The organism is Paenibacillus campinasensis, from assembly GCF_002272015.1.
Taxonomy (GTDB): Bacteria; Bacillota; Bacilli; order Paenibacillales; family Paenibacillaceae; genus Paenibacillus_AQ; species Paenibacillus_AQ campinasensis.
In genome coordinates, this window is sequence record NZ_NPBY01000044.1 from 122,359 (window position 1) to 139,622 (window position 17,264).

Annotated in this window: 14 protein-coding genes; 4 read left to right on the forward strand and 10 right to left on the reverse strand. The window is 54.1% G+C overall.

Going from position 1 to position 17,264, the window contains the following annotated elements:
• Positions 1 to 47 precede the first annotated feature (47 nt).
• The 4 genes from CHH67_RS14250 (at position 48) to CHH67_RS14265 (ending at position 4,352) form a co-directional block, all read left to right on the forward strand.
• Positions 48 to 1,385 carry an ABC transporter substrate-binding protein gene (locus tag CHH67_RS14250; protein WP_095265859.1) on the forward strand — a complete coding sequence of 446 codons (1,338 nt, stop codon included), beginning with the start codon at positions 48 to 50 and terminating at the stop codon, positions 1,383 to 1,385.
• A gap of 131 nt (positions 1,386 to 1,516) precedes the next feature.
• On the forward strand, positions 1,517 to 2,416 hold the full coding sequence (locus tag CHH67_RS14255; RefSeq protein ID WP_095265860.1) for a carbohydrate ABC transporter permease: 900 nt from the start codon (positions 1,517 to 1,519) through the stop codon (positions 2,414 to 2,416).
• 60 nt (positions 2,417 to 2,476) lie between these two features.
• A complete protein-coding gene (locus CHH67_RS14260) occupies positions 2,477 to 3,253 on the forward strand; it encodes a carbohydrate ABC transporter permease (RefSeq protein WP_425320444.1) in 777 nt (258 codons plus the stop codon).
• 67 nt (positions 3,254 to 3,320) lie between these two features.
• Positions 3,321 to 4,352: a glycoside hydrolase family 88/105 protein gene (locus CHH67_RS14265; RefSeq protein WP_095265862.1), complete on the forward strand. Its 1,032-nt coding sequence runs from the start codon at positions 3,321 to 3,323 to the stop codon at positions 4,350 to 4,352.
• 131 nt (positions 4,353 to 4,483) lie between these two features.
• Here CHH67_RS14265 and CHH67_RS14270 read toward each other — a convergent pair whose 3' ends face one another.
• The 10 genes from CHH67_RS14270 to CHH67_RS14310 all read right to left on the reverse strand — a co-directional run bounded on the left by CHH67_RS14270 (position 4,484) and on the right by CHH67_RS14310 (position 17,066).
• Entirely contained in the window at positions 4,484 to 6,517 is a 2,034-nt protein-coding gene (locus tag CHH67_RS14270) for a peptidoglycan D,D-transpeptidase FtsI family protein (RefSeq protein WP_095265863.1), read from the reverse strand.
• A gap of 31 nt (positions 6,518 to 6,548) precedes the next feature.
• Positions 6,549 to 7,166, reverse strand: a complete 618-nt coding sequence (locus CHH67_RS14275) for an NUDIX hydrolase (protein ID WP_095265864.1) — start codon at positions 7,164 to 7,166, stop codon at positions 6,549 to 6,551.
• Positions 7,167 to 7,305: 139 nt separating this feature from the next.
• A complete protein-coding gene (locus CHH67_RS14280; protein WP_244908200.1) occupies positions 7,306 to 10,233 on the reverse strand; it encodes a DEAD/DEAH box helicase in 2,928 nt (975 codons plus the stop codon).
• Positions 10,234 to 10,450: 217 nt separating this feature from the next.
• The gene (locus CHH67_RS14285; RefSeq protein ID WP_095265865.1) at positions 10,451 to 10,759 is read right to left on the reverse strand and encodes a hypothetical protein; all 309 of its coding nucleotides are present in this window, start codon (positions 10,757 to 10,759) and stop codon (positions 10,451 to 10,453) included.
• A 154-nt stretch (positions 10,760 to 10,913) separates the two neighbouring features.
• Positions 10,914 to 12,008 carry a class I SAM-dependent methyltransferase gene (locus CHH67_RS14290; protein WP_095265866.1) on the reverse strand — a complete coding sequence of 365 codons (1,095 nt, stop codon included), beginning with the start codon at positions 12,006 to 12,008 and terminating at the stop codon, positions 10,914 to 10,916.
• Between the two features lie 29 nt (positions 12,009 to 12,037).
• Positions 12,038 to 12,613, reverse strand: coding sequence for a methyltransferase domain-containing protein (locus tag CHH67_RS14295; protein WP_095265867.1), 576 nt, complete (start codon positions 12,611 to 12,613; stop codon positions 12,038 to 12,040).
• Between the two features lie 30 nt (positions 12,614 to 12,643).
• Positions 12,644 to 12,814, reverse strand: coding sequence for a hypothetical protein (locus tag CHH67_RS26225; protein ID WP_155617955.1), 171 nt, complete (start codon positions 12,812 to 12,814; stop codon positions 12,644 to 12,646).
• 22 nt (positions 12,815 to 12,836) lie between these two features.
• On the reverse strand, positions 12,837 to 14,057 hold the full coding sequence (locus CHH67_RS14300) for a glycosyltransferase family 4 protein (protein WP_244908203.1): 1,221 nt from the start codon (positions 14,055 to 14,057) through the stop codon (positions 12,837 to 12,839).
• A gap of 52 nt (positions 14,058 to 14,109) precedes the next feature.
• Positions 14,110 to 14,742 (reverse strand): hypothetical protein, encoded by a 633-nt coding sequence (locus tag CHH67_RS14305; protein WP_095265869.1) that lies wholly within the window; start codon positions 14,740 to 14,742, stop codon positions 14,110 to 14,112.
• A gap of 179 nt (positions 14,743 to 14,921) precedes the next feature.
• Positions 14,922 to 17,066: a hypothetical protein gene (locus CHH67_RS14310; RefSeq protein ID WP_095265870.1), complete on the reverse strand. Its 2,145-nt coding sequence runs from the start codon at positions 17,064 to 17,066 to the stop codon at positions 14,922 to 14,924.
• Positions 17,067 to 17,264: the final 198 nt, after the last annotated feature.

Below are 17,264 nucleotides of genomic sequence, written 5' to 3' on the forward strand. Positions count from 1 at the left end.
ACTATCAAAAAACTGTCGGTAACGTTCTAACAAGGGGAGGAAATGGAATGAAAAAAGTGCTCACCTGGATTGTGATGTTTTCTCTGATCGGAAGCCTGATCGGCTGTGCGGGTGGAGGAGCCGCCGAGCAGCCGGAAGCAACCGGCACCGATGCGGCGCCTGCCGCCGGCGCAGGAGATGCCAACACCCCCGTCAAGCTTCGCATCGCCTGGTGGGGTGGCCAATCTCGGCATGATTACACGCTAAAGGTCATTGAAATGTACGAGAAGCAGAATCCTCATGTCACGATTGAGCCTGAATACGCCCCGTTTGACGACTACTGGAAGAAGCTTGCACCGCAAGCGGTGGCCGGAGGGCTGCCGGACATTATTCAGATGGATATCTCCTATCTGAACCAATATGCGGGCCGCAACCAGTTAGCCGATCTGAAGCCCTTCATGGACAGCGGATCGCTGAATGTGGACGACATCAGCGAGAACGCCCTGAGCGGCGGCGAGGTAGACGGCAAGCTGGTCGCCATGAACCTCGGGGTTAATGCTCTTCAAACCACGTTTGACGTAGAGACGATGAAAGCAAACGGGATCGACATGCCGCCGATGGACTGGACCTGGGACGACATGGACAAATTAGGAGCCCAGGCCAAGGAGAAAGGCTATCAGATCGGCGGGTTTGCTTACCGCCATGACGTCTTCTTCCCTTACTATCTGAGAACGATTGGACAAAAAATGTACAGCGAAGACGGAAAGACAATCGGTTATCCTGATGATCAGGCCTTCATTGATTATTTCACAAGATATCAGCGCTGGTATGACAGCGGCTATATCCTTTCGCTCGATAAGGAAGCGCAGAAAAAAGGCGTAGCCGAGGAGGATGAAATCGTGCTCGGCAACTCCATCTCGGGTACCGGCTGGTCGAACCAGTTCCTTGCTGTAGCGAATCTGGTGCCTGACCGTCCGCTTGAGCTCCACCCGATGCCGGGTCCCGGCATCAAGGAAGGGCTGTTCCTCAAGCCTTCCATGTACTTCTCGGTGACGGAGTCCTCCAAGAACAAGGAGGAGGCTGCTAAATTCATCAGCTTCTTCGTCAACGACATCGAGGCCAACAAGCTGATTATGGGCGAGCGCGGCGTGCCGGTATCCTCCAAGGTCAAGGAAGAGCTGCTTCCGCTCCTGTCCGAGAATGAGGCCAAAATATTCGAGTATGTCACCTGGGCTGAAGAGAACAGCAGTCCGGGAGATCCGCCAAATCCGATCGGCGCCGTGGAAATCGAGAAGCTGCTGCGCGATTTAAGCGAGCGGATTCTGTTCAAGAAGATCTCTATCGAGGATGCGGCTGCCGAATTCCGCAGCGAGGCGAATGCTATCCTGGCAAGATCGCAGCAATAGCCATATACGTTTATCGTTGCTGAACAACTGGGCATTTCCTTGAGCTTGTTCCCAAGCCGCCGGGAATGCCCTCTTTCTTCGGCATAAGTGAGTGAGAGGCTGTCATACTTGAAACTGAGGGGTTGAAGCTTATGAAGAAGCTCAGGGAGAACGAGCACATCACCGGGTACGTATTCTCCGCTCCGTTTATACTCGGCTTTTTGATTTTTACACTGTATCCCATTCTTTCGTCACTGTACTACTCCTTCACCAACTACAACCTGATGGAAGCGCCGCGATGGCTCGGCCTCGCCAACTATGAACGGATGTTCATGGAAGATGCGAAGATCGCCAAGTCATTTCAGGTGACTTTCACTTATGTCTTCGCCAGCGTTCCGCTCCGGCTCATCTTCGCCCTGTTCGTTGCGATGATTCTCAACGCCTCCACCCGGGCGGTGGGCCTCTATCGCTCCGCCTTCTATCTTCCGTCCCTGATCGGGGGAAGCGTGGCGGTGGCGATTATGTGGCAGCAGATTTTTGGAGACAAGGGTCTGGTCAACTCGTTCCTGTCGCTGATCGGCATCCCATCCTCCACCTCTTGGATCGGCAATCCGAGCACGGCACTGTGGACGCTGGTCGCCCTGTCGATCTGGCAGTTCGGTTCCTCGATGATTATTTTTCTGGCCGGTCTGAAAAATATCCCCAGGGACTATTACGAGGCCGCCAGCGTGGACGGCGCCAATGCGGTTTCGCGGTTTTTCAAAATTACGATCCCGCTGCTGAGCCCGATCATTCTGTTTAACCTGACGCTGCAGACGATTTCGGCATTTCTGACCTTTACGCCAGCGTACATCATTTCCCGCGGGGAAGGCGGCCCGCTGGATCAGACCTTGCTGTACTCGCTGTATCTGTACCGCAAGGCGTTCTCGCACTTCGAGATGGGATATGCCTCCGCGATGGCATGGATCATGCTGCTGATTGTCGGGATTTTCACCGCACTGATCTTCAAATCCTCCACCGCCTGGGTTCATTACGAATCGAAAGGAGACTGACTGATGACCAAGTCCGGACGCTTCACGTACCACATATTGGTCGGATTGCTGGCCCTCGGCATGACCTACCCGATCCTGTGGCTGGTTGCCAGCTCCCTGAAGCCCAACAACGAAATTTTCGCCACGGCCTACAGCCTCATTCCAAGCCGGCTGGAGTTCGCAAACTATGTCACCGGTTGGCAGGGGTTTGCCGGCACGACGTTTGCTACCTTTTTCAAAAACTCGTTCATTATCGTGATCATCTCCACCATCGGTGCCGTGATCTCTTCCGCGCTCGTCGCTTACGGGCTGGCGAGAACCCGGTTCTTCGGCCAGAAATTCTGGTTCGCCTGCATGATGGTCACGATGATGCTGCCGCATGATGTCATTATCGTGCCGCAGTACGTCATGTTTGCCAAATTCGGCTGGCTGTCGACCTTTAAGCCGTTGATCGTTCCGCATTTCTTCGGAGCGCCGTTCTTTATCTTTCTCATGATGCAGTTTATTCGCACCATTCCGAGGGAGCTCGACGAAGCCGCCAAGATTGACGGGTGCAGCAAGTACGGCATCTTCTTCCGGATCGTCGTCCCGCTGATCGTACCGGCGCTGATCACCTGCTCGATCTTCTCCTTCTACTGGAGATGGGACGACTTCATCAATCCGCTGATCTATCTGAACAATCCGGAGAAATATCCGGTGTCGCTTGCGCTCAAGCTGTTCCTGGACGGCGAATCGCTGAACAACTGGGGCGGGATGTTTGCGATGGCGACGTTGTCGCTGCTGCCGGTTGTGATTGTGTTTTTTATCTTTCAAAAATATATCGTGGAAGGCATCAGCACCACCGGTTTGAAAGGATAATACTTGCTATGGCTACAATTCAGCTACAGTACACATGGAGTTCGTTATCATGAAAGGAGAATTTTCCATGCCCGCACTTGTATATGATGAAGATCGGATTCGTCAGACGATTCATCAGATTGTCGATCGGACGTTTCGGATGGATTTCAGTTGGGATTGGCCAGGGGGCGTCGCCTTCTACGGTGTCTGCCAAGCTTATGAGGCTACCGGCAATATGGAATATATGGAGAAGCTCAAAGCGTGGGTAGATGACAATATGGAGGACGGGTTGCCGAAGCTGTCGGTCAACGGCGTTTCTATTGGTCATTCGCTCTTGACGCTGTATGAGGTGTATGAGGATGCGCGCTATATCGAAACCGCGAAAGCGATGGCCGAGTATTTAAAGCATGACGCCGTCCGTTTCGGAAACGGAATTTTCCAGCATACCGTCAATTCGGAGACATACAACTTCCCGGAGCAGGCATGGGTGGATACGATGTTCATGGCCGGCTATTTCCTGCTCCGCATCGGCTCGCTGCTGAACGAGGAGGATTATTTGGAGGACGGCCTGCGCCAATACCATGGACATGAAGACTGTCTCCAGGATACGGTCACCAACCTGTACTATCACGGCTGGGACAATATAGCCGGCAATCACATGTCCGGCGTATTCTGGTGCCGCGGCAACGCCTGGGCGGCGGTCACGATGGCCCGGGCGCTGGAGCTGGTGCCGGTCACGCATCCTTCCTTCATGATTATCGAAGGATCGCTCCGGGACCAGCTAAGCGCCCTTGTCAGACTGCAGCATGAATCCGGGCTGTGGCACACCATTGTCAACGATCCGGACTCCCCGCTGGAAACATCGGGCTCGGCCGGCATCGCCACCGCCCTGCTTACGAAAGGGCGCATCTACCATAAATATACGCAAAGATCCATCGACGGCATCCTTGCCCGCATTACCGAGGATGGTGCGGTTACCGGCGTGTCGGCCGGAACGGCTGTTATGAAGGATGCCGAAGGATATAAAGGCGTTCCCGACAAACGGATACAAGGCTGGGGCCAGGGGCTTGCCCTCGCCTTCCTGTCGGAAGTGCTCAAGGTAAAGCAGAATCCTTACTAAAACTATAATCAGAGTTCAGGCATCGGCAGCAGGCGTGTTGCCTTGCCGCACCGGTACGATACATTCCTGATATGAAAAACAAGGGGCACCCTCTGCAAGTGCCCCTTGTCCCACGTTCTTTCGTTATATCTTCACTCTTCCTCTGTCTTCGTCTTCGGATGCGGCGTTCCATCCAGGCCATAGACCTCGTCGTAAGCATCAAAAATCGCTCTGGCAACCGGCGCCGCACTCTGGGAGCCGAAGCCGCCCTCCGGGATCACCACAGCCACCGCAAGCTTCGGGTTCTCTCGCGGCGCATAGGCGATGAAGATGCCGTTATCCTTGATGATGCCCTTGCTTGTTTCCTGCTCGGAGGTGCCGGTTTTGCGGGCAAAGTCATACGGGAAGCCCTCGAAGCCGGCAAGTCCCTGCGTGTTCATGCCGCGCTTGATGACCGCCCAGTGCTCCTTGGAGAACTCCACCTCATTCAGCACTTCACGTTCAAACATCTGGACCACATTCCCGTTCTGATCCGTAATTTTGCTGACCAGGTTCGGCTTGATCCGCTTGCCCTCATTCGCCAGCATCACCGTATACTGCGCCAGCTGAAGTGTGCTGTATCTGCCCTGCTGTCCGAAGGAAGCGTACACGAGCGAGGACAGATTGCTTCCGGTCGCGGCCGTCTTGTCATAGTTGATCACGCCATGATGCTCACCGGGAAGACCGCTTTCGGTCGATACCCCAAGTCCGAACTCCTTCATGTACTGATCCCAGACGCTGACACCCTTCTCGCCGCCATACTTGGCATACAGTTTCTTTCCGACCCAATCGATCATGAACGCGTTGGATGATTTCTCAATCGCTTCATGCGGCTTGATATATCCGAGTCTGTGCCCGCCGGAATTGCTGACATACGACTCGCTGCCTGCGCGGCCGAAATAAGCTCCCCCCTGATCCAAATAAGCATCATTCGGCCCGAAGAACCCTTCATTCAGCCCGATAAGTACGGAAAGCGGTTTGATCGTGGAGCCGAGCAGCAGAATTGAATCAAAGCCGCTGCCCGATCTGCCCGAGTTGTACGGCGAGATCGTTCCGTTGCCCATAGCGTTCACCGCAGACTCCGGAATCGGCCCGCCATTCACCCACACATTGGGATCGTAATCCTGTATGCTCGCCATCGCTACGACATTTCCCGTCTCGACCTCCATCGCCACAGCGTAGCCGTTCAGCGCATCACGATGGAGCTTGCCGGACACCGGATGGGTGTGAAGCCAGTCCAGCCGGTCCTTAATCGCCTTCTCGGCCGCAAGCTGAATGTCCCGGTGGATGGTGGTGTGGATATCGTATCCTTTTTGAGGCGGCACCATCACCGGATTTCCGTCAATCATATTACGGGGATTAATCGGAATGCTGATATACCCGCTCTTTCCTCGCAGCTCCTTCTGGAACATGCGCTCCAGACCGTCGTAACCGACATATTCCTTCTCCGAATAGATCAGTCCCGGGTCGCTTTCCTCCTTGTTAGCTGCATCCTGGGCTTCATATTCCTTCAGAGACTTGGCGCCCTCAAACCGCTTCAAATATCCGATCGTCTGCACGGCAACCGTATCGGGATCATAATGCCTGTCGCTTTCCTCCACGATTTGAATGCCGGGAAATTGACCTCGATGCTCCAGGAAGAACGCAATCTCCTCATGCGACAGATTCGACTTCACCAGCCTCGGCTCATAGCCAAGCTGCTTTCGGTATTCGAGATCAAGCGCAGTGATCACATCGTCCAGCGTCATGACCGGTGCCTCCGGATCACCGTATTGTTGAAAAGCCTCCGCCATCTCCCCGGCGATGCGGAGTATTTCCGGGCGATTCTCCATCCCGCTCTCGGTATTATTGCTGTAATCCTTCATCAATGTCATATACAGCGAACTTGACGAGGTCGAGTAGGCCAGCGGGGTCCCGGATGCATCCCAGATGCTGCCGCGCATCGGCTGAAGCGGAAAGGTGCGGACCTGTCCCCCGCCTTCCTGGGCCGCAATCTCCGGACCGTGCACGAATTGCAGCACAGCCAGCCGGATAATAATGGCGCTAAACAGTATAAAAGCTGTAAAAAAGAGCAGGTTCACCCTCGTTTTGAATCTTCGGTCATCCTGCTGTTCTTGTTCACGGATAGATGGTTTAAATGCCTTCACAACACATCAAGTCCTTCTCCTATGGATTACATTAATCAAACCAGACCGGCAGCTCAGGGTTCTTCGCATATTCAAACAACCGGGCAATCTGCGCCTTCGTGTTGCGTTCCTCCGACAAGGGCGGCAGTTCGTCCATCTTGAAAAATCCAACCTCCGACGTCTCTACGCCGGTCTTTGCACCGCCGCCAACGATGCTGCAATGAATAAACATTTTGTAAACATGATGCGGCGAAGGCGGATGTGCATGGAACTTCTTGTCCAGCACAGCGAGCAACCGGACAGCCTGAACTTCATATCCCGACTCCTCCCGGACCTCCTTCACAGCCACCTCAGCCGGAGACAGCCCGATATCCGCCCATCCTCCCGGCAGCGCCCAGGCACCGTCAGCCTTCTCCTTGACCAGCAATACGCTGTCCTCCTGAAAAATAACGCCCCGAATGTCCACCTTCGGCGTCGGATATCCGCGCTCATCTGCAAACAACTCCCGGATCTTATCGCTGCCCGCATCGGTATACTCCTGCATAATCGTTATGCTTAAATTCCGCAGCTGCTCAAACCGCTCCTCATCATATACATCCTTCGTATAGGCAAGTCCCGCTTGCGCAATCGCCTGCATTTCCTTCGCCCAATCCAGCCACTTTAATGACATGTTTCCACCTCCACCTTATATTCCATCATGCCAACAATAATAACATATATTGGATCAGGACAAGGTTACAGCTCATTAACCGGGTGCGAACGCACGGATAGCTGCCGCTAACCAGATGAGAACGCACGGATGACTGCCGCTACAGCTGCAGCAAATCCCGGATATCCTCTTCCGTCAATGTTGCCAGCCTATCCTCACCGGATTGAATCACCTCGTCAATGAGATGCTGCTTCCGCTGCTGCAGCTCCAGCATTTTGTCTTCGAGCGTGCCCCGGGCGACCATCCGTATGACCTGGACCGCCTTCGTCTGTCCGATCCGGTGGGCCCGGTCCATCGCTTGCTGCTCCACGGCCGGATTCCACCACAGATCATATAGAATAACAGTATCGGCGCCGGTCAGATTCAGCCCGGTTCCCCCAGCCTTCAGCGAGATGAGGAAGATGTCGCCCTCCCCTTCATTAAAGCGGGTGCTCAGCTTCATTCGCTCTGCCGCTTCGGTTTCGCCATCCAGATAGAAATATGGATATCTCCTGTCGCCAAGCTCCTGTCCGATCAGCTTCAGCATTTGCGTAAACTGCGAAAATACGAGCACTCTGCGGCCGGCGCTGCGGCACTCCTCCAGCGTTTCCATCAGCTGCTCAAGCTTCGCCGAGCCACCACGATATCCTTCCACGAACAAAGCCGGGTGGCAGCACAGCTGACGAAGCCGGGTCAGCCCGGCCAGAATTCGTATCCGGCTCTTGCCATAGCCGTCCGAATCCAGATGCTTCAATGTCTCCTGGCGCAGCCTGGCCAGATAAGCAGCATACAGCTTTTTCTGCTCCGGCATCAGCTCCGACGTCTGGGTCATTTCAATTTTGTCGGGAAGCTCTTTTAGCACATCGCTTTTGAGCCTGCGCAGCACAAACGGTCGCACACGTCTGGCCACTTCATCCGGCGAGAGCTCCTGAAACGCCTTCCTGCCGCCGAACAGCTCCGGAAACACCGCATCCATAATGGACCACAGCTCCTCCAGCCGATTCTCCATCGGCGTTCCGGTCAAGGCAAAGCGGTTACGGGCCTGGAGGGATTTGACGGCCTGGGCAGTTTGCGTCGTGTAATTTTTGAACGCCTGCGCTTCGTCCAGGATGAGGGTATGGAAGGAAAGTCCGGCATAGCGGGACAGATCCCTGCGCAGCAGCGGATACGAAGTAATCAGCACATCAGCCTTCATCGGCCCGCTCAAAGCGCTCCGCCGCTCCTTCAACGCGCCGTCGACCACAACCGCCCTCATATCCGGTGCGAACTTCTGAAACTCATGGAGCCAGTTATACAGCAAGGAAGACGGGGCTACGACTAACGCGGGCTGTCCGGATTCCCGAATGTCCGGCAACACCGATTGCAGATAGGCGATGCTCTGCAGCGTCTTGCCAAGCCCCATATCATCAGCCAGAATGCCGCCGAACCGATATGCAGCCAGCGTCTTCATCCATTGGAATCCGTATTGCTGATATTCGCGAAGCACACCCTCCAGCGCAGGCGGCAGCGCAAAGTCAAGATGGTCAGGATTCCGGATGTTCGCCAGCAGCTTGCGAAGCGATTTGCCAAGCTGTACGGACGAAGAACGATCCTGCATATCCATCAGCTGCATGCCGCGGACCGCAGGCAGCCGCAAGCGATCCCCCTGCACTTCAGCTCCCCATGCGCCAAGGCGGTTCATCGCATCGACCAATGCCTTGAATTCTCCGCCGGTCAGAGGCATGAAGGCGCCGCTTGGCATCCGGTAGTACCTCCGCTTCTCTTCCAGCGCCTTTATCACCTTGCGAATTTCCGATTCGGAGATGCCGTCCATTTCGAACCGCAGCTCCAGCCAGTCTGTTCGCTCATCCACATCAATACTCACCTTCGGCACAGCATGCTCCGGGAGGATCCGCTCCTTCACCGCCGAGGTGGCGTACACGACCAGCAGCCTTTCCAGCTGGGGCACAATTTCATACAGAAATTCAAACTCGCTGTCCTCGTCCTCCATGAAATATCCGCTCTCGGTCTGGGCGAAGCCCGCGCCCTCCATCAGCTCCAGAATCCGCTGCTCCCGCGCTCCGTCCCGAACAAGGATGGAGCCGGGATGCCGCTTCACTCGATGCCCATCCAGCGGATTAATGACGATGTGGCCGTATTGAAATTCAAGTCCGGCAAGGAGCTTGCCCCGGACTCTGTCCAGGTACAGTCTGGCAGACAGCTCCGTCTTGATCACCCGATCCGCAATCGCTTGTCCTACCTTCACCTGTCCGATTTTCATCAATCCCGGGATCACGTTCTCCATAAAAGGCTCGACCTGCTCAGGCGCAATAGAAAGCCGGCTTCCCTCCGCCGATTCAAGCATTGCCTTCAGCGCAGACAACCGGCGGCAGGATTCCGTTTCCATCGAAATCAGCTTGCCCCCGGACAGAGCCATGCCGTAGCTGTCCATGACAATCAGCCTGTCCAGCCCTTCCGCCCTTAAGGCATATCGCTCATCCCCTTCCTCGTCGAGCGCAAATCGGACCGGCAATGCCTCACTGCTGAACTGAAGCGGCTCGGAGAGAAGCCCATTGTCTGTGAATGACGCAGCGGGCACTTCTGCAAGCAGCGGTTGTATAAGCGGCCATGCCATCGGTGTGACAAGCAGCATTCGGTCAAGCCCGCTCGCTTTCTTGCGGGCCGCGGCCGAGCCGCGAATAACCTCCATCACCATGCTGTCATTGCGATGAATGCGGATCATTTCCCGAATCAGCTTGTCATCCTCCGCTTTGAAACTATGCTGTTCCGGATCATATGTAAAATGCCTTGTCACTTCATATGGCTCTCCCAGCTCCACACTGACCAGAAATTCGCGCAGCCGCTGCACCGTAAAGAGCCGCTTCAATCCGACGCGCATCTCCAGCCCCAGCATCGCCCGCTGGTCTTCCCCGTGAAATAACCTGCACACAAACTCGACCTCAATCACCTTGCGCATGTCAAAGCGGGTCGCCGCCGCTATACGCGGCCTGGCAGACGGACTGAACAGCTCCAGCATGCTGTCAGCAGCCGGATCATGACCACCGCTCATGTCCATCCTCCGTTCATTGATTCTTTTCTTCGACTCATTCGCTGCACCCACATGCCCTCTGTCCTTCCTTATGTCGTATCCAGATCACTATACCATCCCTCGAAGGCTTAACTGAAACCTGCACATGGGCTTGCCGCTCTATAGAATGCCAAGGCCGGGATTGCCGCCGCCATATCAAGTTCAACTCGATCCGCTTCAGGTCCCGCACCAGAACAGCCTAATTCGAAGTATCCTTCTTCGCCTTCCCGTGCTTGATCAGATTATCGTATTTCATGTTGTTCCCCTTCCACGAACTGGCGGAGATCAAGAAGCCATACAACAGAAATAGCACAAAATAGATATAATATCTGTCCATAAAATGTTCCGGTGAAAACCGCTCCCGATCCCAAAACCAGGTGACGGCTGCCCACACCACATAGATGAGAAGCCCCCGGAGCAGCCCTCTTGTCACAATATATCTTGCCTTGCCCTTGCTTCGTATTCGTGGCCATGTTTCCAGCCATTTCTCCTCGTTTCGCATCAGCATCGCGGTTTCCTCTTCTCTTCGTTATCCTATAAAAATTATACCTTCTGGTAAATTTTTGACAAGCAGCAGCACTCCTATATGTAATAGGGGGGAGCGCCCTCGCCTAGCTGAAAACATCAGCCAGTGAAGCCGCCCCCCTCCCGCCTCGGTTCCACTAGGCGGTAAAAAAAACACCCAGTTCCCGCCGCTTTCCTGTCCCTTCCGTGACCGCCAGCTTTTCATATCGGTTAAAATGCGTTCCGTTCAGCAGCACCGATCTCTCCATGTCGGGCGCTCCGCCGGATTCCCAAAACAACAAGCCATGCACCGTTTGGTTGATTTGACGCAGGAAGGCTTCCCGGACATGGTCGATGTTCATGATGTGGTAGAACACAGTCAGCAGCAGCCCGATGTCATAGCTCTCCGGCAGATGGGCCGATTCAAACCGCTCCAGCCGCAGATCAAACGGGACCCGCTCCAGCTTATTGAGCGCTTGGGCCAGCTCATAATGTTCCGGCATCGGATCGATTCCGGTTACCATCGCGCCTTCCCTGCTGAAGTAACGGGCATAGTAGCCGATGTTGCAGCCGATATCAATCACCCTTTTTCCGGGCAAGGGCAGCGTTTGCAAGCAATCCAGTATTTTATCCAATCTTGTCGGATACTTAGAATCACGCTCGCTGCGCATGTTCATATAAGACGGATGCAGGATCGGCGTATAGATCAGGCTCCGATGATATCGTTTGAACACCTCGGCGACGGCCCCAAGCTCGCGTTCATTCATCCAGTCCGCATAATCTTCGCGGGTCATTCGGACCGGAATATGGCGAATGCCGTGGCAATACAGAAAAACGATCCGATGATGTCCGTCCGCAATGTTGAAATAACCGCGATCCCGGTTATATCTTACGAGCGCAGGGAATTGTTCGAATCGGGCCGGAGAGTCCTTCAGCATGGCCAGCATATGATCGTATACCGCTCGCCGCTCCTGAAGAAGCGCTGCATCCGTCAGCGGCGGCTGAAGCTGCCGGGTCGTATGAATCATGCGATACCATTCCAGATACAGTGCCGGGCTCTGCTCCTGACCCATGAAATAGCGGAACAGCTGAATATGCGGGGTCAAGCGGGCGATGGACCGGCTGGCATATCGCTTGTGGTAGTCATACCAGGCTTCCGTGAAATGGTCAATGACCGAGCGTCTCTCCTCCGGTATAAATTCAGTAAACAGCAGCTCCACAGGTACCCTCGTATGGATGTAAGCAGCGTTCATTGGGCTCAGCACCTCCCCATTTTTTCGGATCAACCGGTCTTCATGGATGCAGCAAACAGATACGTTGAGAAATCGCGCTGGATATAATCCTTGAAATGCTGCTTCGCAGCTACCGGATACTGATCCAGCTCCTCGCGCGTCCAGGTGCTGCGATGGGTCTCATACGCATTGCCATACGTTGTGCCCTGCGGCCAATTCGTGCCGATCGGCACGTTCAGCATCACATAACGCGATTTTCCGATACACGCCTGCAGCAGGGGAACGGCCGCTTCCTTAGTAAAATGCTCCAGCACATCCCCGAGGATAATCATATCGAACTGTCCGGGCTGTACAGCGGTATGAATGAATGCAGCCGCCTCGGCAATATGAATCTGATTGTAAAAGTAAGCATGATAGGCGTCGATATTCCTCGGAAACACTTCAATCCCTTCAATCCTGGTCGTCCACTGCTCGCGGAATACACGCCCTTCCCATACGTCCAGAAACTCGCGGCACAGCACGCCCCAGCGGCCGAAGCCGACGCCGACGTCCAGCACCGATTTCGGTGCGGTTTGACGGAGCAGCTCCACGCAGAACGATATATTTTGCCAATTCGATGTTCCCATCCCTACCCCAGCCTTTCCCCACATATTCAGTCACATATGCTTCAAGTGATTAATAATTCTATAATCGGGAATAAAATAACCCTTCGGCAAATTCGCCTTCACTCGCTCCCATATCGCCTTGTCAACGAGCAGAAAGGGATGTGATGCCGGAGCCAGAAAAAGATCATTATACTGATCGCCGCTTACCAGCTCTGTACCCATACGACTCCCTCCCCATACAACGTTAGGCTTGCTTTCGCTTGAGCTCCCGGCGGTAGACCTGAAGCAAGCGTTTGATCATCGTCTCCAGATCCCGATGGACGAGCGCCCATTTCCTGGCCCGTTTCCCCAGCCGATTCCGATACGTTTCATCTGCAAGCAGCAGCGCCAGTGACTCGGCAAGCTTACCTGCATCCCCTGCCGGAAACAGCAGCCCGTTATCCTCATGCCTCACCGCTTCCTTCAGCCCCCCGGCATCGGAGGAGACAATCGGCAGCCCGGCCAGCTGCGCTTCCATGACGGAATAGGACAAGGTCTCCATCATGCTTGGCATAACAAATATGTCTGCCAGTGTCAGCAAACTCGGGACATCCTCCCTCGTCCCCCAGAAATGAACGGAGGACTGAATCCCCAGCTTGTGAACGAGCTGCTCATACTCCGGCCGCTTGTCTCCATCGCCAACGAGCCAGCATTCCCAATCCTGCCGCTGCTTGTGCAGTTGTCCGAGCGCTTCAATCAGCACATGAATCCCCTTTTCCGGACTGAGCCGCGACGTGCTGATCAGAACCTTGCGGTCTGTCGGCCGCTGCAGCCTATGCTCGGCGTTCAGCCTGTGCTCAAAAGCGGGAATATCCATCGCATACGGAATGAGACTGATGCCGTTGCCCGGGATATCAAACTGTTGGACCATCACGTCCCGCAGCCAGCGTGAGGCCAGCAGCACATGGTCACTGGCGTTGCCACCGATATATTCAATCGTTTTGTAATACTTCCATACGAGGGAATTCAGCGGGTCGGCATACTTCGGATCCGCCTGCAGCACATCCCGAATCGTGAGGGCAACCGATGCATGGATGCTTGTCACGAGCGGCGTCTGCGCCGGCTTGACGCGGCTTACGGCCGAAGCAGCCAGCACGTCCTGGGCATGTATGATGTCGTACTGCTCCAGTCCGAGATAGGATAAAGACAGCTCCAGCGTCAGACGCTCCACTTCCGCATCTCTGACCCAAGGATCGGAGGTGATCGGCGAAGCGCTCGCAGGGTTCAGCTTGTGCTGCAGCATCGGTCTGAAATGACTTTTGAGCACCTTCCGGTGTTCACCGCCCCCGTATACATAAAAGCCATCAATTCCGTCCCCGATCATGTCCACTTCGTGTCCGTCAGCCTCCAGCCCTTGCTTGACCTGCTGCATATATTTCCATACGCCACCGACATACGGGATTAAAAAAATGGTGACCAGCAACACCTTCAACGGGTTTCCCCCTTCCTCGTTAGCCGAAACTACGCGCCCTAGAACGTCAGGCAGACAACGTCGACCGGAAGTCGGCAATCGGCTCGCCAATCGGGCTGTTGGCAAACTCCTCGCTCGTGAAATAAATCAATTGCCCGACATCCCAACGAAAATATGAGAACAGCGACGGCACTTCCAGTTTTCTCAGCTTGCGCTGTTCACCATAATATATAAATCCGTCCGGCCCGGAATACAGCCTGCCGTCGATTGCAGGATGAGACATGAAGAACGAATCATCAATGAGCTCTCCGATTGGCAAAGAGGCAATAAGCGAATCCGGCAAATTGACAAGCTGATGGGCCTGGTAACATAGCCTGCGAAACATGCCGCTGGTCGCAATCGGAAACAGCCGCCCTCCCATCCACACATAAACCGCCGAATCACCGCCTCTCACCAGCAGGGTGGAGGGACTATGTCTGACATAATCCCCGCACCGCCTAATCATCTCTCCGTTGACCATTCCGTTCAGAAAGCCATCCTCGATCCTAATCATGTGCTTGAGGCTGAGCTTGTAATGATAGAGCGACTCCGGGTCGGCGATCGGGCGCTTGGTTCCCCGCTCTATTAAATAGACGGAAGAATCGCTTCCCCGAACCAGAATTCCGTCTGGCAATGCGGAGCTCATGTTGACCTTGGTCATAATCTCCCCGCCTTTCCAACTAACCTAGTCCCAGTATATTCGTTGCCGGCACAGGGGGACACGTCAGGTAACTATATCGATGGCCCCTTTGGAGAATCAACGCAGCTGCCTTTCCGGTCGGCATAGTAAAGAAGCCCTTCTCCGGTTCAACCGGAGAAGGGCTTCTAATGTCTATGATCCTATTTGACAGTCACCGTAATCGTCACTGTTTTGGTATCGAATTTTGCTTTAATTCTGGCTGTGCCTTTGCCAACAACTTCAATCTTTCCGTTCGTTACCTTCGCAACGCTTGCCTTGCTCGTCGTCCACTCCGCACTGCTCGTTACATTCGTCTGCAGACCGGTATCATAGAGCGCAGTCAGCGTAACGGTTTTAATATCGCCTGGCTTCAAGCTCAGCTTCTTCTCGCTAGCGGTCAGCTTGCTCAGCTTCGGCACCACCTTGACATCCACCTTCAGCTCTTTGCCCTGATAGGAGCCCGTCAGCGTCGCTGTTCCTTCGCCCACAGCCCTGACAGACGATCTTGACACTGTTGCAACCGAAGTATCTGACGATACCCAGTTCATCTTCGTGGACAGGGTAACGGTGCTGCCATTGCTGTAATAGCCTGTTACCTTGATCGATTTGGATTTCTTGATGTTCAGCTCAATGTTCTGAGGCTCCACTACGAATTTGACGACTTCCTGCTCCACCGAGACAGGAATTTTCAACGACTCGTTCAGGTACTCCCCACGCAGGGTAGCCGATCCCTTCACCAGACCTTTGATCGTGTTGTCCTTAATGACTGCCTGGGAGCCGGACAAGGACCATTTCACCAGCGAGGTCACATCCTTCTCCTCGCCGTCTTCAAATACAGCGGTGACGCTTGGCAGCTCGGTTGTTTTGCCGATAACCAGCTGATAGGATTCAACTTCCGGCAGCAGAACGAGTACCTTTTCGCTTACCGTTACGCGAATATTCGCCACTTCCCGTGTTCCGATCTTCCCGGTAATAACAGCTTCCCCGGATTCGAGCCCTTTGATCTTGCCGTCCTCAGTCGAAACAATCGTATCGTCGCTGGAGGTCCATGTGACCGACTTGGTGAAATCCTGCTTCTCTTCGCTCAGCAAAGTGCCTGTTACTTTCGGATAAGACTGGGACTGGGACTTCAGCAGCTCAAGCTCTGTCTCCTCCGTTTCGAAGCTGGTCACGGTAGGAAGCACCGTAACCGTAAATTCACGGCTGATTCCCATGTAGCTGACCTTGACCGTGGACGTTCCTGTGCCTCTAGCTGTCACGACACCGTTATTGACCGTAACCGCAAGCGGATTGGAAGACGTCCACTCGCCATTGACCTCGATCGATTGTGTCGCTGCGTTTCTCACTTTCGTCTTGATCGCAACCGACTCATTCATGAACAGAATCGGGTTCTTGATGAAGTCGGTCTGATCCAGAATAATCGCTTCGTACGGATTGCGAACATATACGTCAATTTGGGCATGGCTGCCCAAATGGCTTACGCTGATCGTTGCTTTTCCTAGAGCCACCGGCTTCAGTTTGTTGCCGTCCTCAATGACCGCAACCGAGCTGTTCGACGATACGAGCTTAACCTCATCCGTCACATCCGTTCCCAGCCCGCTGTCCGCTTCAGATTGCTTCGCATACACCTTCAGCTCCACCGGCGCATCGCCAACCAGAAGCTCCTGGTCATCTCCAGGGATGATCGCAAGCTTCTTGAACGGAGCAACAACCTTAACGGTAACAGAAGCGCTGAGCCCTTTGTACTCTGCTTTAATCGTTGCTGTACCCAGACCTTCCAGCGTCAGGCTTCCTTTGTCAACCTTGACAACGCTGCTGTCCGAGCTTGTCCATCTTGCTTCGCTGGTCACATCATTCGTGCCGTCCGCCAGCGCTTTGACAGACAAGCCTTCGGTTCCCAGCTTGTATTCCACTTTATCCGGCAGGTCCAGCTTCAGCTCGTCATACAGGTAGCTGACATTAACGTCAATGGTGCTGACAGCGCCCTTGTATCTTGCTGTAATCGTGGCCGTACCTTTGTTCAGCGGGGTCAACAAACCGCTTTCCACCCGGACGATGCTCGTATTGGACGACGTCCAGGTCGAGTCATTGGTCACATCCTTCTTGGTGGCGGAGCCTTCGATGTTGGCCAATACGCGCAACTGCTTTGTGTTCTCGTTTACTATGAGTTGAATCGTGCTTTCTTTCGTGTCAAATTCGATGGAAGTTACATCGCCGGCAGCGGCGAATACGCTGGTAGGGAATACCATCGCCAACATCATCACAACGATGAGGAACAACTTCGTTGTCTTTCTGTTTACGCTCATGTATTTCTCTCCTTTGTACTACGGTCTCAGTCGTTTTTTTACAGTCTTGATGTTTATATCGGCACATGGCTGCCAATTCGTTAACGATCTCTCTAAATTGAGTACAAAGTAGGATAATATTTCTAGCACGCCAAGGTTGAACCATCCGTAGATTAAAGAATGCCTCAACAACTGCCATCTGAGTGGCTGAAACCTAAG